The organism is Vibrio limimangrovi (assembly GCF_054064025.1).
Genome location: NZ_JBSUGF010000005.1, coordinates 32,168 through 54,655, shown reverse-complemented (window position 1 = coordinate 54,655; position 22,488 = coordinate 32,168). Strand labels below are relative to the sequence as shown.

The following is a 22,488-nucleotide window of genomic DNA, read 5'->3' as shown; positions in this document are numbered from 1 at the left end:
CAGAATCTAAGCATTTGTTGGCAAACGCTCTCCATGAATTCGCGTTTAACAAATAAGCTGAAGTTACGAGAGTAGAAACATCAAGAAAAATAAGGAAATACAATGAAATTTGCAGTGTTAGGTGCAGGAGGCATCGGTTGTTATTTTGCAGCTCGACTTATTGATGCCGGTCATGAATGCGTATTAGTCGCAAGGGGTGAGCACTTAAATTCATTACAAAAAGATGGCCTGAAGCTTGATCACCCTGATTTTAACTTTAATGCCCCAGTTGAAGCGACCGACATTGCTGGTTTATGCCGGGAATATGATTGTAATAGTTTTGATTTACTCATCCTTGGCGCAAAGAGCGGAGCAACCGAATCAATACTTGACGAAATGAAGTCTTGGCTAGCGCAAGGAAATGTCCCTGTTCTGTCCATTCAGAATGGTGTAACCAATGAGGAGTTCATTGAGCAATGCGTTGGCCGGGAGCGGACAATCGGTGGTCTGGGCATTTACATCAGCGGTCATATTGTGAATCCGGGACATATTAAAGTACAAGGCGCAGGACAAATTGACTTTGGAGCTTGGCCCAATACGAAAAGCAATCCGACCATGGCTGAACTTTGTAACACATTAGAGGCGGTTTTCACCGATGCAGGCATACATACTCGTCTTTATGATGATGTCCGCTATGCGCTATGGCGTAAACTTGTTTTGAATAATGGTGTTAATCCCCTGACGGCATTGACTGACCAAAAAACCGGGATGATAACCAAAGATCCGATTTTAAGCCGAACCGTCCATACGATGATGAAAGAAACAGCAAGAGCCGCAAATGCCGCTGGTGTAAATCTATCAGACGTTGATGTGGAAGAGATGTTCGAATTGATCAGCAACTTTGGTGATATCAAAACTTCCATGCAGGTGGATATGGAACGAGGCCGTAGCTTGGAAGTAAACGAAATCTGCGGTCCGGTGATAGAGTATTGTCGAAAAATAAATCAACCAGCAGAAACGACTGAATTGATTTGCAGATTACTGGTAAACGCTAACGAACTAAGAAGCGAGCTTTAGACCTATACGCCAATAAAAATTTGTATCCTTTGTTGCAATTGAGCTTTCCGAGCTGATTAGCATCATCGAAATGAAATAGTGGATATAAGAAGCCGGGATTCTGTAAGGGGTTATGATGGGCTGAACTGAGACAGAAGCTGAACTAAACTCAAAGAGTTGAAAATATACTTGCCGATAGTTCATCAACCAAACTGGAATATTTGTGGTTCACATTCGTACATTTAGTGCCGTACTCAATTTACCTTTTACCACGGAGAACGATATGAAACGTAAAATGTTACTTGTCTTGGTGCCCCTATTAGCCACAGCCAACAGCCTGCTAGCTTCTGAAATCCCGGTACAAACCACAGATGGTAGACTGGTCGGTGATAATGGAATGGCACTTTATACTTTCGATAAAGATGCCACCAACAGTGGAAAAAGTATGTGTAACGGTTCCTGCGCAATGAACTGGCCACCGCTCTCAGCTTCTTCTGAAGCCGCAGCTAGCGGGGATTTCAGTATCATCAGTCGTGATGACGGAAGTAAACAATGGGCGTATAAGGGTAAACCTCTTTATTATTGGGTCAAGGATCAAAAGCCCGGTGACAAAACTGGTGATGGTTTAAGCGGTGTTTGGCATCTAGCCTATCCATAGAATATTGAGTGGTAGACAATAATGACTAAGGTTATTGTTTAACTAAATCCATGAGGATGGTGATGAAGATAAGTGCCTGCCTTACTGGCAATATCTTGCGTATTGTTGTTCAGCATCACTCCTCATCCGCAACCCTGCAAGATACGCTGTCACCTTTAAATCTTAACTGTCCGTATCTTATTGGTAACTCTATTGGTTAACGGGGCTTAGTGATTTCTGCACCTCCTTCGCACTACGCACATATCTGAATAATTACTTGTATAGCAGACCAATACATAAGCTCGTACCCAAAAACAAACGAGTCAGCTAAGGGCTAGCTGACGCAATGATACGCTTGTTCAAATTAGAAGTGTTAGCGTACAAATGTAAACACCGCCACACAGCACGATTATTTATTACTTATTAACGTCCGCGAGTTGAGATAAGGATATTTTTACGGAAAAACGTCTCAAAAGTAACATTTTGTAAAGCACTATGGAGCGTTTAAACTTCAAGCTTAATGTAACAACCTGTTTTATTAGATCTTCACAACGGTGATTTAAAACTGGTACGACCAAATTCACAATGAAAAAAAGTACTTCATTTTATATGGTAGTTGGCCAAAAATAAGTCTTCATTAAATAGGTTGTTTTATCTATATTTACATAAATTTCATATGGATATTTATCAAAAGTGAAATAACCATACTAAGCCGTTCATACTCCACATAATAAGGAAATAAGGATGTTAAAACCGTTACGGTTCACTATAGTCGCTTCCACTTTGCTGTTTTCAACTCTTTCGGTTGCCAGTGAGCCAATTTTTGCACAGGCGTCTAAAGGAAGTTTCAACGATGCTGCTATTACCAAACTTTTTGAGCAACAGCCATCGCTAAGTGCGCCAGTGACGTTTGCGGGTACGCCAAGTAATACCTTCAGACAATCTATCGATAACAGTGCCCTTGCCTTCAGTGCGGTCGAGAACAGCACGATTGACGGCCGTCTAGTGCAGGCCACGGTGGAAGCTTTTCAGCAGTACCGACTGGTCGATGCCAAAGCCTTTATCACGACGCCAATAGAAATGTGTGTATTAATGAACCGCCAGGATGTTGCCAATAATACCGCCATCACCATGATAGCTTCCCATCCTGCTGCCCTGAAACAAATCAACGGCTGGAAGGCTGGTTTCCAGCCAAAAGAGATGGAGATCCCTGAGGGAACAGCGGCGGCGGCAAGACTCGTTGCCGATCGTGAACTACCGATTGGAACGGCAGCTATCGGTGCTTGTGTACTTGATACCGTTTATACCGAGCTGGAAGTCGTTGAGAAAGGTGTTCAGGATAACAAGAACAATAAGACCTCATTTCTGCTGATGAAGGTTGAGCCGCGTGAAGAAAAAATCAGCGAAACACAGGCTCGCGAAGAGCTTACGGCAGCGATTGAGATAGGCAAAAAATTGGCGAAAGTTAGCCAATAAAACGAGATAGCCACCACTTGGGGGACGATTCACAGTGGTGGCTTCAAAAACATTTGCGGTTATCCCGAGCCCAAAATATAACGCCATCGATATTAGCCACCTAAAATAAAACGTGACTTATCAACTCACACCGTTCGTAAAAGTACTTATCAATCCATGAAGTTTATTGTTCCTCAGCGACAAATTCCCGTCAGTCAACGCAATACTCATACGTGCTATATTTCCGCCCTTCAGCAACCATTTGTAACTCACTGTAAAACAGATTACTAGAAGAATAATCAACATCACAAATCATCCATCTTTAGCATTCCTCTGCGAAGTAGCTCTTTTAGAGCACTCTTAGCATTGGAATGAGTCTGATAGGCAATCACGCTAATCATTACTACCAATATTGCAGAAGCTCTTGAAGCAATTTATTTAAACTCATATTCGTAGTCTAATCCTTTTTAGTGAATGATCGACCTAAAATAGCTATAACCAAAATCAAAAACAGAATGTAAAAACTATAGTTTTGAAATGAGTTAAAAAACAACCAAGCGACAAGAGCAATTATCAAGCCTGAAAGTATCAGTAATATTCCGTTTTTCAATATCATAACCCTTCGTTCGCAAGCGCTTTACTCCAATAACTGGCATGCTTTTTAACCTTTTGCGCTAATATTTCTCGGTTTGCGGCATAAAATTGATGGCTGTTGGGATACGTTAACCCATGCTTTTTTTGAAAGGTGAAAAAGTCACTTTGATTTAGCCCGCACGTCAAACTCTTTGTGCTTGCTACTGCTATACTACCCACAACTGCACCCACATAAAAAGACGCAAGTAAAGCTCCTGCAACTTTTAGTTTTTCTAACCCTGTGGTTGCCTTTATCAATTCGGCAACGGTTGCCTCTCGACCTAACGTCTTCAATACTTCTATCATTATCCCGGCGTTACTTATTGCCGCCGTTGCCGAGTCAAACAGTGTCGTTGGAACCGGAAGCCCCAGAGCTTTCATATTGGCATTAAAATTTTTGAAAAACTCATCAGAGCTAATATCGCACGTTGTCATACACAATCTCCCATACATTCAGAACGTTTGAGAGAATTATAAAAACGTTCGTATATAAAGTTTTGACAGGTTCTCATTCGCTCGAAGGAGTTCACCATGTGCAATTGGTAAATTACATCAGTTTGCAAATTTCGGCCCTCGACATAGATAAACAACCATTTTTTCAAACATAATAACGACGTAAAGATTTAACCATGAGAAGTGTGTGGATTTTTCATGCCAAAATCTGTGGCAATCTAATCGAATTGAGCAAAACACATACAATGGAGTTGTTATGTCTTTTTCTTCAGAGCAAATACTACCCATTACGGCTAATCAGGATAGGTCAAGAGGATGCTTGATAGGATTAGCGGTCGGTGATGCACTGGGTACTACATTAGAATTTCAACCACCAGGAACCTTTAAACCACTGACTGATATTGTTGGTGGAGGACACTTCTGTTTAAAAAAAGGCTACTGGACGGATGATACCTCTATGGCGTTGTGTTTGGGCCATAGTCTGGTTGAATGCGCAGGTTTTGATGCTCGAGACCAAATGAACAAGTACTGTGATTGGATGAATAACGGTTATATGAGCAGTATTGGCGTTTGTTTTGATGTTGGTGTTGGGGTGTCATCGGCATTACGTCGTTTTCAAAAGACAGGTGACCCGTACGCGGGGTCAAAAGCAAGGTGGAGCTCAGGAAATGGTTCTATTATGCGCCTTGCTCCTGTTCCCATTTTTTATCAGCGATCACCCTCTGATGCGATGGAATTTGCAGCAGAAAGCTCCCGCACGACACACGGTTCTGAATTGTGTCTTGATGCCTGCCGTTTGCTGTCTTCCATATTAGTTCATCTTATCAATGGTGGAGAAAAGCACGGTTGTTTTGAGCTTCAGTACCAACCACAAACAGAAGAAGTTCAGCATATAAAATCGGGCGCTTTCGCCAATAAGACGTATTCCAAGCTAACAGGAAGTGGGTATGTCATTGAGAGTTTAGAGTCAGCCTTGTGGTGTTTTATTAATACCGAGTCGTTTGAATCGTGTGTTCTGGCTGCCGCTAACCTTGGCAATGATGCTGATACAACAGCAGCGATCGCCGGGCAGTTAGCCGGTGCGTACTACGGACATAGTGGGATACGCTCTGACTGGTTGGATGTACTTTACATGCATGATGATATTTTTGAATTGGGAGATGAACTTTTCACACTTTCCCAGCAAATTCATAAGGGGAAAACGACGGAGGAACGTGAATGACGGAGTTGGCTATGTTGCAAACTACTCACTATTTATGTTCTCTGGAAGAAAATGAAGTACTCCAGCAAATATGCTTGCCTCTTAATCATTGCAATGTTCCTTCCTGGCTCCTCGCGAGCATCGCCTATCAGGTCAATCCGATTCCTTTGGAAATAGACGGTATTCATATTTGGTATCCCAAATTGTTTAATAACCTTAAAAACATGGATAGTTATGAAACTCGGGCGGAACATTTTAAGAACTTCATGACTCAGCTTTTTCATTTGTCGAAACATGATTACAACGCGCAAGAGAACGCGGATCCACCACCCAGACCAAAGGTGAATTATCGGCGTTTGTTATTGGGGTGGTTGTTTGATTCTGATAATGAGCAAGGAGCGGCATGGCGTAGCTGGGTTGAGTCACGTTTTGGTTTATTAACCTGTTTCCATCGAGAGTCGCTACATGGCCCTGATACCCCTGAATACCTTAGATTCAGGCAGGCTTGTACCCGAGCGACATACAATACTAACGAACTGTATGCACAGTTAGATTTGCTTTATTGCTTTTGTCAGCATGAGTTACGTTTACGATATAAGGGCAGTGAACATGTGACCTTATATCGCGGCTGTACTGAGTTACCCGAACACACTATTGATGGGCAGGCAGTAAAACTGTTCAATAATTTGAGTTCGTTTACAGCTGATGCAGAGAGTGCCCTCCGCTTCGGTTCAAAAGTTTATGCCGTTGAGGTTCCTCTTGCCAAAATCGCGTGTTTTGAATCGCTACTACCCCATAGTTTACAGGGAGAGCAAGAGTTCATGGTTTTGGGGGGGCTATACAAAGTTAAGCGATTAAAACTGTAACGCAAGCACATGAAATGCGAGTCACTGTCGTGAGTAATGCTAAATGACCGAAATGACAAAGAGAAGTAGATAACTTTGTTGTTCGAGAAGGATTGGCTGCAGACGCAGCCACAGGAACGTTGTTGTCTATTGATAGGTAGTTGGCTCAAATGTGTTAGGCTGAAATCGGGCGCTTCCAGACTATTCAACATCCTTTATTGCACTACATTGACTCTAAATTTGAGAGCCTAATCGATTGGTTATGAACAAATAAACGATCAAACAATCCTATATGCTACAAAGCTCAACTTGAAGAACAAAATATAGGAAAAATGTTAATGAAAGTTAGAATTACTATCAGTGGGTTAGGTGCTGGTATACCCAAACTGCCAATCGGTGTAAATTTAATATCTGGCTGCTACATAGAGACAAAACCTAACGATGGCAAAGCTCCCGCGCGTCTGTATGGTATTGTTGACTACTTATCTGTAGGTGGTGAGTCAAGCACTTTACTGTTTGGACACGCACAAACAGAATGGATGACTGTAGAAAATGAATCGGCTCAGAAGCTTTTACAGTATGAAAATTTTATTGGCAGCCAAGTTGATGTGGAAATAAAAGGGACTTCCTTTGGTTCTAGTAAAGGCGATGTGACCTTAAAGATCATCGATAAAATTGGAAACGCCAAATCTGCAATAGATAAGTTTAATATAAAAATCGATGCTTATCAGCTATCTTCAACAAAGATAAGAGGTCAGATCAGAGCAACTAAAACAGAGAGCTCTAAATAGAGACTTTATGATGGTGCAATATTTAAATATAATAAAAAACAAAATGTTAAAACTCACGAATAAGCTGCTGCTATTTACAACTATATTCATTTTCGGGGGTTATTGCTTTTTAATATTATCTCGAGAGCACTTTGAGACGATCAGCCACGAGTTATTTGGCGAAACTACCTACATTATGAATTCGATATTCTTAGATATTGCACTCAGCAAGCCGCTTATATTACTACCAATAATGGCATCTATTGTCGTCATAAGTAACCATAGAAAAAACCAGACCTTGTACAAACAACTACACTACAACCTAGTAAGTACTCTACTTTCAACACTTATAGTAGGTGTAATACTGTACTTTATATATGTTCGGTAGACTATTGCGGCATAAAGAGTAGCGTGGATTCCCTTCCCCAAGATAAATGCATCTAAGATGCATAGTAGCGCAGCGACTTACCAATTAAGCCATTTCAATACAAAAGCATTTTCTTTGCGAATGTACATACGGCGCAGTTCATCACCAAGAATAATCAGTAACGCAAAAGGAACACTTAGTAGTATGTGCCAGGCTTGCAGCGGAGCGGTACCGAAAAACGTATTACAAATAGGGACATAACTGATCAGACCAAGTAGAAGCAACTCGATAGAGATACCAAATATGACTAACCGATTGCTTAGAATTCCCATACTAAACAGACTTTGTCGACGTGTGCGGCAGATTAGAACATTAGCGATCTGGCAAATAATGATAGATGCGAAAAATGCTGTGACGGCAGTTTGATACAAGGGGTCATTGACTGGCAATGTTGAACCCCATTGCCATCCGCCTTCAAACAGCACCATGAAGAAGCAGAAAAAACCAGCGCTGGCTTCAATAATACCAACGACGCCATAGCTTCTGAAAAGCAGGTTCATGGTGAACAACCTTTCCTCTCGGGGACGTGGCGGCTGCTGCATAACATCGGATTCAGGTTTTTCTGAACCCAAACCAAGCGCAGGTAAAATATCGGTCCCCAAGTCGATTGCGAGAATCATCACCACGGTCAGCGGCAATGGTATATCTAATAAGACATAGGCGATAAATGGCAAGATTTCCGGTACGTTACTCGTCAGGATATAAGCAATGAATTTTTTAATATTTTCAAATATCGCACGCCCTTCTTCGACGGCGGCAACGATCGTGGCAAAGTTGTCATCCATTAAGACCATATTACTGGCCTCTTTGGCGACATCGGTTCCCATTACGCCCATAGCGACGCCCATATCTGCATTTTTAAGTGCGGGAGCATCATTAACTCCGTCACCAGTAACAGAGACGACTTCTCCCAGCGATTGTAAGGTACGGACAATTCGTAATTTTTGATCGGGATTGGTTCGTGTAAATATGATCTCCGGCTCTGTTAGTCGGGCTTGTAACTCCGAGTCAGACATACGCGTGAGTTCATCACCCCCAATGACCGTACCCTCCCCCTTGACCAATCCAACCTGGCGAGCAATCGTCTCTGCTGTAATGGCATAATCTCCCGTGATCATAATGACCTTAATCCCCGCCCGACGACAACGACGAAGTGCATCGGGAACCTCAGGCCGAGGGGGATCTTGCATACCGATCAACCCAATCAGAGAAAATCCGTTTTCACTATCCAGTGATGGCTTATTGAGAGGACGAAAAGCTATCGCTAAAACTCGTTGCCCTCGTTTAGCTAAACGCTGAAAATCATCAAAGAAATGCTGCCGGGCTGCGTCGTTCATTTCTTGTTGCTCACCATCGAGCAGATAAGAATCGCATTTGTGTAATACCACTTCCGGAGCGCCTTTTAACCACGCGACGTAACTGCCGTTATCAATGGCATCACTACTATTAATAGTGATCATCCGCCGGGTCATAGAATCAAATGGGAACTCATGAAATCTCTGTTTTGTATTATCGACATCGCTCAACCCATTCGCGTAAACCAATAAAGCCCCCTCAGTCGGATCACCAGTAAAACTTTCCTGACGCAAATAAGCGTTGTTGCAAAGCACCATGGCATCCAGTAGCTTATCCACCCCCTGTTGTTGCATGATAGAACGGTCCCACACCACAAATTCCCTTTGGTTCAGAATCACTGTTCTGACACTGATGAGATTCTGCGTTAGCGTGCCTGTCTTATCGGTGCAAATGACCGTTGTGCTGCCCAGAGTTTCGATACTTTCCAGATTTTTGACTAAGGCTTTTCTCTTCGCCATTCGTCTATTTGCCATCGTTAAAGCAAGCGTTACGGTTGGCAACAAACCTTCTGGTACATTCGCGACAATAATACCAATGGCAAAAATAAGGCTGTCGATTTGTCCTTTACCGATAGCAACACTAATGGCAAAAAAGAGCACGCCTAATACAATGGCAATAAATCCAATTATGCGGGTAAAGCGTCGTAGCTCCTTGCGTATAGGCGTTTCAACTTCGTCGGTTTCTTTGGTAAGTTTTACCACATGGCCAAACTGAGTATTCATCCCCGTACTGTAAACAATGGCCTTACCATCACCGCTTTGAACCAGTGTTCCGGAAAACACCATATTGCGGCTTTCAAGTAGGTTCGGACTGGTTGATTCGAGATGACGTAATTGTGGTTCACTTTCTCCGGTCAAACTGCTGAGATCGATTTTTAACTGGGCGTGCTCGAGCAGTCGTCCATCAGCACAGATGCGATCGCCTTCAGATAACAGCATGACATCGCCCGGCACGACGGTATCTGCTCGTATGCTTGTTGCCTGACCATCACGTAACACCGTCACCATTTGTGGTAACAGCTTACCGAAGCTTTCCATGATCCGCTCCGTCTGATGCTCTTGAATATAAGTAAAAATAACGTTGAGCAGCACGACCGCAAATAGCGCATAGGCAATGTACAAGTTACCCTGACCGGGCTCAAGACGTTCAGCAACCAGGGCCAACAGGCCACCCATTATTAACAACACAGCAAAGTAATTAAGAAATAAGCGCAAGAACTTAATAAGCTCGGACGTTTTTTCCTTAGCTTGTAAATTATTGGCACCGTAGATTTCAAGGCGTTTTATCGCTTCAGAGGAAGGTAGTCCTTCTTCACTTGAAGAAAGATCATCTAACAATACATTGATATCAACCTGATGAGCATCCTGTAAATGGAGCTTCTCGGTTTGGCTAGAATTGGTATCCACGGACAGTTTCTCCATATAGGGAAAACAACCGAAAGTAGGAGCCTGAGTAAAGCCCCTTCCCTAAATAACTTGGCTGTAGCTCAAGTGAATAAGAAAAGGAGCTATTATTTAGATACCTCAGTTATTTTTTAGGTAACCAAGCAGTACGGTCAATATCCAAATCCGGGAACTCATCTGGGTTAAATTCCGGATGTTCCGCACCGGCAGCAAGCTTTGTCCTGTAATCTTTCAACAAGCGCATCGCTGTTGGGAACAACATAATTAATGCCAGCAAGTTGACAATGGCAAGAATCCCCATCATTGGATCGGAGAAGAAGAATACCGAAGTCGCTCCCGGTGCAACTGCGCCGATAAATACGATAGCAATCACAGCGATGCGTAAAATGTGCAATGACATCTTACTCTGAGACATAAACGTGAGTGCGTTCTCGCCCAAATAGTAGTTGTAGATAACAGAGCTGAACGAGAACAACAAAATGGCACCAGTTAAATAGTACTGTGACCATTGACCAAGGTGGGAAACCAAAGATTGTTGCGTCAGAACAACACCGTCCACCCCCTCTGCCCCAGGAACATATACGTCACCGAGTAAAATGACAAAAGCCGTACAGCTACATACAACGATGGTATCGATAAACACAGAAAGGGACTGTGTAATACCCTGACTGATTGGGTGCGAGACATCCGCTGTTGCTGCAACGTTTGGCGCAGAACCCAAGCCTGCCTCGTTGGAGAACAGACCACGACGGAGACCATTCGCTAACGCAGCCCCCATACCACCACTGACTACTTCCTCAATACCAAAAGCGCTTTTAACAATAGTTGCTATAACGCCAGGAATCTCAGTGATGTTCATTACGATAACCAAAAGCGCTAAGGCAACATAGGCAACCGCCATAATCGGAACGACGACATCGGCAGTTTTTGCGATACGGTGAATACCACCATAAATGATAAAACCGACAACCACAGAGAGAAATACTCCGGTGTACAAACGGTCAATTCCCAGGCTGTCGGCCGCAGCGCCTGCCACTGTGTTGCCCTGAAACGCGTTAAATCCAATCGCGAAAGAGGCAATCAAACATACGGCATAAACATAGGCTAACCAGCGGTAATCTTCACCAAGACCATGAATAATGGTTCGGGCAGCACCACCACGGAAATCATTCCCTTCTTTTCGTTTGTACAGCTGTGCAAGAGAACATTCAACAAGACTGGTTGCCATACCAACGAGAGCTATAGCCCACATCCAGAATACCGCCCCCGGACCGCCTAATGTAATAGCAACAGCCACACCAGCGATGTTACCACCACCGACACGGCCACCAATGGAGAGTAAAAGCGCTTCACGGCCAGAGATTGCTTTTGCATCAGCCGTCTGGTTTTTTGTCAGCAATACGCTGAACATGCGTTTGAAGAATCTGAATTGAACAAAATCAGTTACGATTGTGAAGAAAACCCCGAAGATCACTAGGAAAGGCACAAGTGCCCAGCCCCATGTGAGGTCTCCAATTACGCCGAAAAAGGATTCAAGAATTTGCATCATTCCTCCTAAATATAACGATAGGCTATCGATTTAAAACTTATTTAGCTGATAAATAAGATCACTTTTGAATTATTGTTACTATTCATGATAATCGGAATGGAGCTTTTATTTTTCGATAAAACATCATGTATCTACAATGATAGTCACGGAATCTGAGTAGAGGAATAAAGATTATCCTCATAGAACATGATGACGAAGGTTGTGTCATCTCTGTCTAACCAACAATGATTCATCAGAGCAACTTGTAGCTCAGTTTAAAAAGGTTTTGTAACTGGTCATCTAAACCAACGCCAAACATTTAAAGACAGTTAGAACGTATCTATATCTTAGGTCTGTAAATCCAGAAAATCGCAGCTTTACGAATAAAAATGCCTCTACTCAAAAATCTTGAATAGAGGCATTTTTGTGTTCTGATTGTCTTGGTTTTATGCGGCTTCGAATGCTAGAGCTTTCTTCTCAACCTGACGGAAAATAAGCGTAAGAATACCGTTTACCGTTAGGTAGAAAGCACCTGCAACACCAAACACGGTGAGGGTATCGTATGTTTGCGCGTTAATTCGCTGCGCGTAGCCCATGAGGTCCATAATGGTGATCGTACTTGCCAGAGATGTCCCTTTGAATACCAAGATCACCTCATTTGAATAGGCCGGAATTGCGCGGCGGATGGCATACGGAAGCAAGACTTTCAACGTTGACGATTTGTCCATCCCCAGTGCACGGCAAGCCTGCCACTGGCCTGAAGGAATGGCGTTGAATGCGCCTTTAAATAGCTGAGTACTGTACGACGCGGTATTGAAAGCCAGTGCGACCATGGCACAGAACCAAGGTTGGCTCAACCAGGTCCATAAGAAGCTTTCTCTAATGGCGTCAAACTGCCCCGGACCATAGTAGACCAAGAAAATCTGAACCAATAATGGCGTACCAGTGAATAGAGTGATGATGCTACGACTCAACCAATGCAGACCCGGTGTCCGCAGTATTAGGGTTAAAGTCATCAACAAAGCCAGAATACAACCGACAACCAAAGAAGCGACGGTCAGTTGAATACTGGTACCAAGACCTTCAACCAATTGCCAAACCTGTTGTTCGTTCATGCGGTTGCCTCCTGTCCCATGCTCATTCCTTGAACAGAAAACTTCTTATCGATCACTTTCACCGCTCGTTGTGTTACCAGGGTAATCACCAAATAAACAGCGGCGGCTGTCGCGTACCAAGTAAAGGCTTCATGCGTTGCGGCTGACGTAAGCTGCGCCTGTTTGAGAAGATCAGTCACGCCAATCAGAGAAACCAACGCAGTATCTTTCAGCAAAACTAACCATTGGTTAGTGAGGCCCGGAAGTGCGTGCCTTACTGCTTGAGGCAAGACAATACGCACGAATGTATGGGCTTGACCAATTCCTAATGCACTTGCTGCTTCTCTCTGCCCTTTACCAACCGCTTTCAACGCACCACGAAGAGTCTGAGAAGCGTAAGAGGCAAAAATCAGTGAAAGTGCAATCACACCAGACAAAAACGGGCTAACCTCAATAAAGTCTCCGGTGATCAAAAACAGAACCTGCGTTGAACCAAAATAAATGAACAGTACAACAAGCAGTTCTGGCAAGCCGCGTATCACTGTTACGATGGCTGTCGTTGGCCATTTAACAAATACTCGACGAGACATTTCACCACTGGCGAAGACCACTGCCAGAATCAAACCGACTAATAAGCTGGCAAAAGCTAGCTGAACGGTCATCCAGCTCGCTTGTACAAGTGATAGAGAGTAACCCGTTAACGCCATATTAGTTACCGAAGTACTTATTGAAGATTACGTCGTATTCGCCGTTCGCTTTTACTGTATTGAGCGCGGCGTTTAGCTTCTCTGTCAGTGCTTGGTTATCTTTGTTTACTGCAATACCAAAGCCGTTACCAAAGTATTTTGCGTTAGTCACACGCTCACCTACGTACGTTAGGTTGTCTTCTTTCTTAAACCATTCAGCCACAACCGCTGTATCACCGAAAACTGAGTCAATACGGCCATTTTTCATGTCAATGAAGGCATCTTGGTAGCTTGAGTATGGTACTGCAGTCACGCCAGGAAGTTGCTCAAGAAGGTAAGTTTGGTGAGTTGAACCATTTTGAACACCAACACGCTTGCCTTCCAGCTGAGTTTTATCTGCAACTTTGCCTTTCACAGAAACAAACGCCGCTGAGTTGTCATAGTAAGAATCAGAAAAGTTTACTTGCTCCAAACGTGCATCAGTAATGTCCATAGCAGAGATAGCCGCATCGTAACGTTTGAACTTCAATGCTGGGATCAGGCTGTCAAAAGCTTGGTTATGGAAGCTACATTTTGCTGCCATTTCTTTACAAAGTGCGTTAGCAAGATCCACATCGAACCCTTGAATTTGGTTATTCTCATCAATGTATTCGAAAGGGGCGTAAGTGGCTTCCATCGCAAATTTAATTTCTTCTTGCGCTGCTACGTTCGCAGAAATAAGGCCAATTAGTGAAGCTAGTAAAATCTTTTTCATTGCAATACTCCGTGTGTACGTCTTTGGCTGACACTCGCAATGACAGCCGATCATCTGTGATTGTTTATTACTGTTTTGTTTTAGTGCTTTAAGTAATCCGCAAACTGAGTCGTTTGAGGATTAATAAATGCGTCGTTTGTACCATGCTCAACAATATGTCCTTTCTCAAGGTACAAAACATGGCTTGCGATCTTCTTGGCAAAATCCACTTCGTGTGTCACCACAACCTGAGTAATGCCAGTTTCACTCAAATCCTTAATGATCTTAACCACTTGGTTTGTGATCTCAGGATCAAGTGCTGCGGTAGGTTCATCAAAAAGAAGCACTTCAGGTTTCATCATCAATGCACGAGCGATGGCTACACGCTGTTGCTGACCACCAGACAATTGCATTGGCCAAGCGTCTGCTTTATCCGCTAAATGCAACGTCGCCAAAACGTGCATCGCCTGCTGTTTTGCTTCGTCTTTCGCCATACCAGAGATTTTGACTGGAGCTTCAATCAAGTTCTCCATAACGGTCATATGTGGCCAAAGATTGTACTGCTGAAACACCATACCCACTTTACGGCGAAGTGCTAAACCTTGCTTCTCTTTGATTTCAGTTGAAAAGTCGAAAGCGTCATTTGCGATGTTTAACTTGCCATTATCTGCACCTTCTAAAAGGTTTAGAACACGAAGCAGAGAGCTTTTCCCTGCCCCACTTGGACCTAATAACACCAGCGTTTCACCGCTTTCACAATTAAAACTGACATCGTGAAGAACTTGTGTGTCACCGTAGGATTTGTTGATCCCGCGAACCTGAATACTCATGCTGTCATACCGCATTAATTGTTACTGGGCATTAATTTTACCAACAAGTCTTTTTTATGCAATATATATGTATAAAAATATGCCTTGTTAAATTATTGTATGAGAAACTGGCATCATAACAGAGTATATGACTGGTTTGATGAGTAATAGTTTTAACTAAATTTGTTGAGAGAGGCAGAGAGATAAAACGAAGCCATCATTCATATAATGATGGGACAAACAGAGTAAAATTGAGGCAATTAGCGAACACAAATAGCTCACCCACTGTGTAAAAACCTGAACTGGATGAATGCCCCCACAACTCCACGATATTGATTAGAGCTGTGGGGAAAACTATCGCTATCCAACGTGTTAACATCGACAAAACAAATCGACGTCATCTTTATTCAAAACTCATCACTCTGGTGTGATGTTTTGATTCATTCTGAATAGGTTGGTTGGATCATATTTCTTCTTAATCGATTGTAAACGTGCATACGTCGGTCCATAGGCCGATTCTGTACGTTCGGCTTCATCCTGTGTTAAAAAGTTAATGTACGCGCCGCCACTGGCAAACGGCTTGGTTTTATCAAAGAACTCTCTCGCCCACGCAATACATTGTTGGTCTTCAGATTCGGATTCCCAACGACCATGAACATTAAGAACGTAAGCTGCGTCGCGGCTAGAATAAGCCATGGCATCCGGTTCAGGGCGCGAAGTGGCACAGCCAAGTGAGGCAATAAAAATTTCGCAGTGTGGTGATGGTAACTGACCTGCGTATTCGATAGCAGCATCAATCACGCCCTCGCTAAGATCCGTAAAGTTATGAGATTTCCAGTAATTACGCGCACCTGACGTTAACAGAGGATCAAATGCTTGCTGCCAAGCCGCAAACGGTTGCACGCCAATATGCTCCCCATGTGCATCACCAAAGGATCGAAGTGGCATAATCAGTTTTTCACCCTCAGTTGGATCTCCGGCATAACAAATTGCAAGAACGACGACCTCTTTACCATGCACACTTTCTGGTAAGAATGGCAAAGGCGGTGCTTTTCGGGTCACCATCCAGACACTAAGATCTTCTGGTGCTGTTTGGGTAAATTTGGCGAATTGGCTTATGACAGATTGCGCTTGGCTGAATGGGAATACGATCAGGCCGCTCAGAACATCAGGGCCTACTGGGTGAAGCTGAAACTCAAACTGAGTGACGATACCGAAGTTACCACCGCCTCCCCGAAGTGCCCAGAACAGGTCTTCATTCTCTGTTTCACTCGCGAGCAATTGACGACCATCTGCAGTCACAACATGCGCTGAAACCAGATTATCTATCGTCATACCATATTTTCGGCTTAACCAACCAAAGCCACCACCGAGGGTTAAACCGGCAATACCCGTCGTAGAGTTGATACCAACGGGTGTAGCCAGACCATACTTTTGTGTCGCACCATCAACATCAGCAAGTGTACAGCCAGGCCCAACTAGCGCTCTTCTTGAATCCGCATCCACCGCTACTTCTTTCAGCAGAGAGAGATCAATCATCAAGCCGTCATCGCATATGGCGTTACCTGCAATGTTATGCCCCCCACCACGAATGGATACAAGCAATTCATTTTCACGAGCAAAATTTACCGATTGCACAACATCATCAGCAGACTTACAACGCGCGATCATGCCCGGCTTGCGATCTATCATGCCGTTCCAAATCTGTCGAACCTCATTATAAGTAGGATCGTCAGGTAAAATGACATCGCCACCAAAATGTTTTTTAAAATCTTCGACCTTAGAGTTTTCAATATTTTTCATACAAGTTGCCTTTCACGTTTTACATGAGCACTTGCGAACATTTGAATAATGAAATTTAAAACTACGTCCAAGCCCCTCATAGTTAAACGTTTGTTTAGAGTAGCTGTGAAGCTGTTACAATAATCTGCTTCTTACATCTCAATATTTTGTTAAAAGTAGATCGTCCGTTATATAACGTAGGCAAGATAAACAGGTCAGATCTTCCAGTGTTATTCGTTCACTATTTCTGGAGTTAATATTCTAATTCACTCGTCTACATTCAGACCTGAGTTCCAACAGAAAATTCAGGCCAACCAATTTTAAAACGCCTAAAGTATAGAAGAATCCCGCGTTATGGTGATGAAAAATCGTCTCACTATTGATAAGTAAATCATTTAAAATTATATACACTATAATTACAATAACTTACACAAGCCAAATGTTTAGATATTTAGTTGACCTGCTACTATTAACCCGCATTAACCGATTCCACAGAAAGAGCCAGAACGCTGTTAAAGATTGGTGACAATCCTCCCATAAATAAAATTAAACACACGATGATAATTTATAAACATTAATATTTAATTGTTTCATTATTCGGCACTTAACGTAATTTATATTATCCAACTGGAGGATTAAACAGCATGTGAATTAGGGCAGTAATTCTAATTTATATTAATAAAAAATAGTGAATGGATTTTAGTTCTCAGTATTAATTCGGTAATTGATAAATTTAATACTTGAATTTTATAGGATATATCACATGAAAATTAACCCCATTTCTTCAAAGCTAGCCACCAGTACGCTATTGCTAACATTGCCTGGAATGTCTTATGCGTTTGAATGTCCGATAGGAGCACCCAATATATGTGCACCTGCAACTGTCATTGAAGCGGCGGTGCCAAAACTGCTATCCACGGTATCTCCAGGCGATGCTCCGCTGATATTAAGAACCACCACACTGATTACGGCGGCTTGGTTTGATGCTATTGCACCTTACAGTGAAACTGCAGTTGGCGTGTATTCCGACTTAGGCCGGCTTGACCCAGGCAGTGGTGATTCAGCAAGAAACATTGCGATTATGTACGCGAGTTACAAAGTTCTTAATAGCTTAATGCCCCAGTTTGCTTCAGACTGGGATCAGATGCTCGCAAATGCAGGGCTTGTTCCTGATGAAAGCCTTGATGAAAACACGCCAGTGGGCATCGGTAATCTAGCTGGGAATGCCGTTGTCGCAGCTCGAGAATATGACGGTATGAATCAGTTAGGTACCGACTGTAACCAGTACTATCCAAAACCCTATGCCGATTGTACAGGTTATCGACCAATTAACACCGCAGAAAAATTGACTAATCCTCGACGGTGGCAGCCAGATACACTGACCTCTGGTAGCGGTATATTCTACTCCCAACAATTTGTTACCCCTCAATTAGGAAGCACTCAACCTTTTAGTTACGACAAGCCGACAATAATAGTCCCTAAACCAACGCGATCTTACGCCATAACCCCAAGTGGCAAAGCATTTCCTGAATATATCGAACAGGCCAATGAAGTATTAGATGCTCAGGTAAATTTAACCGATAAAGAGAAACTGTTTGCCGAGTTTTATGACAATAAAATTATAAGCTTGGGTTATTCAACGTTAGCGGCGACGTTTTATCATCACTTATCACTGGAACAATTTGTTCAGCTTGATTATTTGGTTAACGTCGCAGCATTCGATGCTGGCATTACAGTTTGGCATAACAAGCGCAAATATGACGCAGTAAGACCGTTTAGCGCTATTAGGTATCTCTATAAAAACGATGATATCGCAGCATGGGGTGGCCCAGGAATGGGAACAGTAACAGACCTCAAAGGTAGTGAATGGCGTCCATATCTACAATCGGCGAATCATCCGGAATACCCTTCTGCAAGTGCCAGTTTTTGCCGGGCTCATGCCACTTCGACCAAGCGCTATCTACAAGAAGAACTGGGTCTTTCATATGAAGCCGCTAACGACCTGAGTTTCTGGCAACCTGCATTTTTGCCTCCCCAGTTTGAGGTTTTAGATAAACAACCAGGATCGTCTTTAGTAGAACCGCTGGTAACACCACAATCACACACCGTTTTGGGTTGGAGTACTTGGGATGAATTCTCGGAAACCTGCGGATTGAGTCGTTTGTGGGCGGGAGTCCATTTTTACGATTCCATTCCATCTGGACAATCCATCGGGGATCCAATTGGTTCTAATGCCTATGATTGGTTGAAATCATATATAAATGGTACGCCAAACTAACACCATGCTTTAACTGATGATCAAGCATCCATAAATAAGTCACTCGTCTTTTTAAAAGAAACCACAATATTTTTTGACCACCTTAAAAAGACGAGTTTTCTAAATCGGATTATTTAAATTCCTAAACGTAAGTCGTAAATGTTTTAAATGGCCCTCGCTACTCTCCGTTGCATTTCTTTTTTCGTGTAATAAACCAGTCTCTTTCTCCATCAATTTTTTGTTTAGTGCTTTTACTGAAAAAACAACAGCCGTGATTGATAGGATTCTCTTATTAAATTAATCGGTCAAATGAATGTGATAACTATGAAAAACCTTACTATTATCATATTCAAGTTACTGAGATGTATCGACATTAACTTCTCGATGAATGACTTAATGTAAAAAGCATTAAGTTGTCTGTTTAAAGATAAAATAATATTTCACTGCTACAAAGGACACCCTATGAATAACAGCGATAATAGCTCAGCAGGAAAATGCCCGGTAATGCACGGTGGCATGACTTCCACAGGTTCGACCGTGATGGAATGGTGGCCGAACGCTCTAAATTTAGACATTCTTCATCAACACGATAAAAAAACTAACCCTCTTGGTGAAGACTTCAATTACCGTGAAGCACTAAAAACGCTTGATGTAGAAGCGTTAAAAAATGATTTGAAAGCACTGATGACAGACAGTCAGGAATGGTGGCCTGCAGACTGGGGACACTACGGCGGTTTAATGATCCGTCTGGCATGGCACTCTGCGGGTAGTTACCGAACTGCGGATGGTCGCGGGGGCGGTTCAACAGGTAACCAACGTTTCGCTCCACTTAACTCTTGGCCGGATAACGGCAACCTGGACAAAGCTCGCCGCCTGTTGTGGCCAATTAAAAGAAAATACGGCAACAAAATCAGCTGGGCAGATTTGATGATTCTTGCGGGCAACATGGCGTATGAATCAATGGGCTTTAAAACCTTTGGCTTTGCGTTTGGTCGTGAAGATATCTGGCATCCAGAAAAAGACACTTACTGGGGTTCGGAAAAAGAATGGTTGGCTCCGAGTGGTGGTGAAGGTTCCCGCTATTCCGGCGAACGTGACCTTGAAAACCCGCTTGCGGCAGTAATGATGGGCTTGATTTACGTAAACCCAGAAGGTGTAGATGGCAATCCAGATCCACTGAAAACCGCGGCTGACATGCGTGTCACTTTTGCTCGCATGGCAATGAATGATGAAGAAACCGTCGCCCTAACCGCAGGTGGGCACACGGTTGGCAAAGCTCACGGTAATGGTGATGCAGCAAACTTAGGTCCAGATCCAGAAGGCGCTGACGTTGAAGAGCAAGGCCTTGGTTGGATAAACCATAAATCTCGCGGCATTGGTCGTGACACGGTAACAAGTGGAATCGAAGGTGCATGGACAACTCATCCGACTCAGTGGGACAATGGCTATTTCAAAATGCTGCTTGAACATGACTGGCAACTGACCAAGAGTCCAGCAGGCGCATGGCAATACGAGCCTGTCGATATTGCAGAGGAAGACAAGCCAGAGGATGTGGAAAATCCATCAATCCGTTACAACCCAATGATGACGGACGCTGACATGGCACTGAAGGTTGATCCTGAATACCGCAAGATTTCTGAGCGTTTCTATCAAGATCAAGAGTACTTTAACGATGTTTTTGCGCGCGCTTGGTTTAAGCTTACTCACCGTGATTTGGGTCCTAAAACCCGTTACGTTGGCCCAGATGTGCCAGCAGAAGATCTTATCTGGCAAGACCCGATTCCTGCAGGTGTAACCAATTACGATGTGGATGCCGTCAAAGCGAAAATCGCTGCTACCGATTTAAGTGTTTCTGAATTGGTTTCAACCGCTTGGGACAGTGCACGTACATTCCGTAATTCAGATCTTCGTGGCGGTGCAAACGGTGCTCGAATTCGTCTTGATCCTCAAAACGCCTGGGAAGGTAACGAGCCAGAGCGTCTTACAAAAGTGCTTGATGTATTAACTAAGATTGCCGACGAATCAGGCATTAGTGTTGCCGATACCATCGTGCTAGCGGGTAACGTTGGTCTTGAAAAAGCGATTAAGGCTGCTGGTTTTGATGTTACGGTGCCATTTGCGCCTGGCCGAGGTGATGCCAATGCAGAACAAACTGATGTGGAGTCATTCGAAGTGCTTGAGCCTTTGGCTGACGGGTTCCGTAACTGGCAGAAACAGCATTACGCTGTGAAACCAGAAGAGATGCTCCTCGATCGCGCTCACCTTCTTGGTCTGACTGGCCCGGAAATGACCGTATTACTCGGTGGTATGCGTGTACTGGGAACCAACCATGGCGCTAGTCAGCATGGCGTATTTACTGACCGCGTCGGTGCACTGACCAATGACTTCTTTGTTAACTTAACAGACATGTCATACACCTGGAAACCAACCGGCCGCAACTCTTACGATATCTGTGACCGTAAGACAGGTGAAGCGAAGTGGGCAGCAACACGCGTTGATTTAGTCTTTGGTTCAAACTCTATCTTGCGCTCGTACGCTGAAGTGTACGCTCAAGATGACAACCAAGAGAAGTTCGTGAAAGACTTCGTCTCGGCTTGGACAAAAGTGATGAATGCAGATCGATTTGATTTGGTTTAAGTACTGGTTTAATTTTAACTAACACTCACCTTGATGCATATATATTTAAAAGCCGCTTATTGTTAAGCGGCTTTTTGTTTACAGTGTAAATTTTTATAGCTTAACCCATACCTGTGGGAACTGATCACTGTCTGTCTGGACATTGATACTAACCAAAGTGTCATTATCCACTTCAATTGTTGCGATGTTGACATTGCCTGCTTGAATGCATTGCTCATCAAACAATTCCATCGTTACCAAATTTTCTGGGTCAGTAGAAATGGTAAGTGAACCTTCGCTTTGACAGGAAGAACCGGTTAACGACAATGTTCCCGATTGATCGACCGACATCTGATACAGAGCGTCAGAGTATCTGGCCTGATACGTACCCGCGAAACTGCCAAGATCTGCACTTTCCAAGCTCACCGATGATAAAACCGAAGAGCCATTAGCATTGCTGCATGAGAGGCCATTACCATTTATTTCACAACTGACTAAAGCCGCAGCAAAAGTAATTTTCTCATCGTTTTGCGTACCCAGATACGAAACTTGGTGATCTCTTGAATCCCAAAGCGTAAGCAGTGGTTGCACACCATCCTGTAAAGTGATCTGCGCAGCGTCTGGTGAGACATCGCTTCCCCAGATAACGCCTTCATAAACACCATTTTGCACTGGATTGGTCTCATCGCTATCGCTGTCACACCCCCATAGAGCGGAAACCGATAGTAAAGTGACAATCAGAATATTCTGTTGTTTCATTCTTGTTGC

Annotated in this window: 17 protein-coding genes; 8 read left to right on the top strand and 9 right to left on the bottom strand. The window is 43.4% G+C overall.

The features are described 5' to 3' along the window. Positions 1–102 precede the first annotated feature (102 nt). The 3 genes from ACWYU8_RS04720 to ACWYU8_RS04710 all read left to right on the top strand — a co-directional run bounded on the left by ACWYU8_RS04720 (position 103) and on the right by ACWYU8_RS04710 (position 3,148). Positions 103–1,056: a ketopantoate reductase family protein gene (locus ACWYU8_RS04720; RefSeq protein WP_457517588.1), complete on the top strand. Its 954-nt coding sequence runs from the start codon at positions 103–105 to the stop codon at positions 1,054–1,056. A gap of 262 nt (positions 1,057–1,318) precedes the next feature. Then, complete coding sequence (locus ACWYU8_RS04715; protein WP_457517586.1) at positions 1,319–1,693, top strand: COG4315 family predicted lipoprotein; 375 nt, start codon at positions 1,319–1,321, stop codon at positions 1,691–1,693. 723 nt (positions 1,694–2,416) lie between these two features. After that, the gene (locus ACWYU8_RS04710) at positions 2,417–3,148 is read left to right on the top strand and encodes a prephenate dehydratase domain-containing protein (RefSeq protein WP_457517585.1); all 732 of its coding nucleotides are present in this window, start codon (positions 2,417–2,419) and stop codon (positions 3,146–3,148) included. Between the two features lie 591 nt (positions 3,149–3,739). Here the strand turns inward: ACWYU8_RS04710 and ACWYU8_RS04705 are convergent. Continuing rightward, positions 3,740–4,195 (bottom strand): hypothetical protein, encoded by a 456-nt coding sequence (locus ACWYU8_RS04705; RefSeq protein WP_457517584.1) that lies wholly within the window; start codon positions 4,193–4,195, stop codon positions 3,740–3,742. Between the two features lie 274 nt (positions 4,196–4,469). Here ACWYU8_RS04705 and ACWYU8_RS04700 point away from each other — a divergent pair, with 274 nt between their 5' ends. From ACWYU8_RS04700 to ACWYU8_RS04690, 3 genes are all read left to right on the top strand, one after another. Then, on the top strand, positions 4,470–5,435 hold the full coding sequence (locus tag ACWYU8_RS04700) for an ADP-ribosylglycohydrolase family protein (RefSeq protein ID WP_457517582.1): 966 nt from the start codon (positions 4,470–4,472) through the stop codon (positions 5,433–5,435). Between the two features lie 11 nt (positions 5,436–5,446). Continuing rightward, positions 5,447–6,280: an NAD(+)--dinitrogen-reductase ADP-D-ribosyltransferase gene (locus tag ACWYU8_RS04695; protein ID WP_457517580.1), complete on the top strand. Its 834-nt coding sequence runs from the start codon at positions 5,447–5,449 to the stop codon at positions 6,278–6,280. 317 nt (positions 6,281–6,597) lie between these two features. Then, a complete protein-coding gene (locus ACWYU8_RS04690; protein ID WP_457517579.1) occupies positions 6,598–7,050 on the top strand; it encodes a hypothetical protein in 453 nt (150 codons plus the stop codon). Between the two features lie 444 nt (positions 7,051–7,494). Here the strand turns inward: ACWYU8_RS04690 and ACWYU8_RS04685 are convergent, their stop codons facing one another. The 7 genes from ACWYU8_RS04685 to ACWYU8_RS04655 form a co-directional block, all read right to left on the bottom strand. Then, the gene (locus ACWYU8_RS04685; protein WP_457517577.1) at positions 7,495–10,218 is read right to left on the bottom strand and encodes a cation-translocating P-type ATPase; all 2,724 of its coding nucleotides are present in this window, start codon (positions 10,216–10,218) and stop codon (positions 7,495–7,497) included. A gap of 121 nt (positions 10,219–10,339) precedes the next feature. Then, positions 10,340–11,764 (bottom strand): alanine/glycine:cation symporter family protein, encoded by a 1,425-nt coding sequence (locus ACWYU8_RS04680; RefSeq protein ID WP_457517575.1) that lies wholly within the window; start codon positions 11,762–11,764, stop codon positions 10,340–10,342. A gap of 425 nt (positions 11,765–12,189) precedes the next feature. Next, positions 12,190–12,858: an arginine ABC transporter permease ArtM gene (gene artM, locus ACWYU8_RS04675; protein ID WP_457517574.1), complete on the bottom strand. Its 669-nt coding sequence runs from the start codon at positions 12,856–12,858 to the stop codon at positions 12,190–12,192. Beyond that, the gene (artQ, locus tag ACWYU8_RS04670; RefSeq protein WP_457517573.1) at positions 12,855–13,544 is read right to left on the bottom strand and encodes an arginine ABC transporter permease ArtQ; all 690 of its coding nucleotides are present in this window, start codon (positions 13,542–13,544) and stop codon (positions 12,855–12,857) included. The genes artM and artQ overlap by 4 nt, the downstream gene beginning before the upstream one ends. A gap of 1 nt (position 13,545) precedes the next feature. Further along, positions 13,546–14,277 carry an arginine ABC transporter substrate-binding protein gene (locus ACWYU8_RS04665; protein ID WP_457517571.1) on the bottom strand — a complete coding sequence of 244 codons (732 nt, stop codon included), beginning with the start codon at positions 14,275–14,277 and terminating at the stop codon, positions 13,546–13,548. Positions 14,278–14,357: 80 nt separating this feature from the next. Further along, on the bottom strand, positions 14,358–15,086 hold the full coding sequence (gene artP / locus ACWYU8_RS04660; RefSeq protein WP_457517570.1) for an arginine ABC transporter ATP-binding protein ArtP: 729 nt from the start codon (positions 15,084–15,086) through the stop codon (positions 14,358–14,360). A gap of 396 nt (positions 15,087–15,482) precedes the next feature. Then, the gene (locus tag ACWYU8_RS04655; RefSeq protein WP_457517569.1) at positions 15,483–16,868 is read right to left on the bottom strand and encodes an FAD-binding oxidoreductase; all 1,386 of its coding nucleotides are present in this window, start codon (positions 16,866–16,868) and stop codon (positions 15,483–15,485) included. Positions 16,869–17,610: 742 nt separating this feature from the next. Between ACWYU8_RS04655 and ACWYU8_RS04650 the strand changes: the two genes are divergently transcribed. Further along, complete coding sequence (locus ACWYU8_RS04650; RefSeq protein ID WP_457517567.1) at positions 17,611–19,125, top strand: DUF6851 domain-containing protein; 1,515 nt, start codon at positions 17,611–17,613, stop codon at positions 19,123–19,125. Positions 19,126–19,566: 441 nt separating this feature from the next. Then, entirely contained in the window at positions 19,567–21,741 is a 2,175-nt protein-coding gene (katG, locus tag ACWYU8_RS04645) for a catalase/peroxidase HPI (RefSeq protein WP_457517565.1), read from the top strand. A gap of 93 nt (positions 21,742–21,834) precedes the next feature. On the opposite strand, the gene ACWYU8_RS04640 is transcribed toward katG, so the two are convergent. After that, positions 21,835–22,479 carry a hypothetical protein gene (locus tag ACWYU8_RS04640; RefSeq protein ID WP_457517564.1) on the bottom strand — a complete coding sequence of 215 codons (645 nt, stop codon included), beginning with the start codon at positions 22,477–22,479 and terminating at the stop codon, positions 21,835–21,837. Between the last annotated feature and the right edge of the window lie 9 nt (positions 22,480–22,488).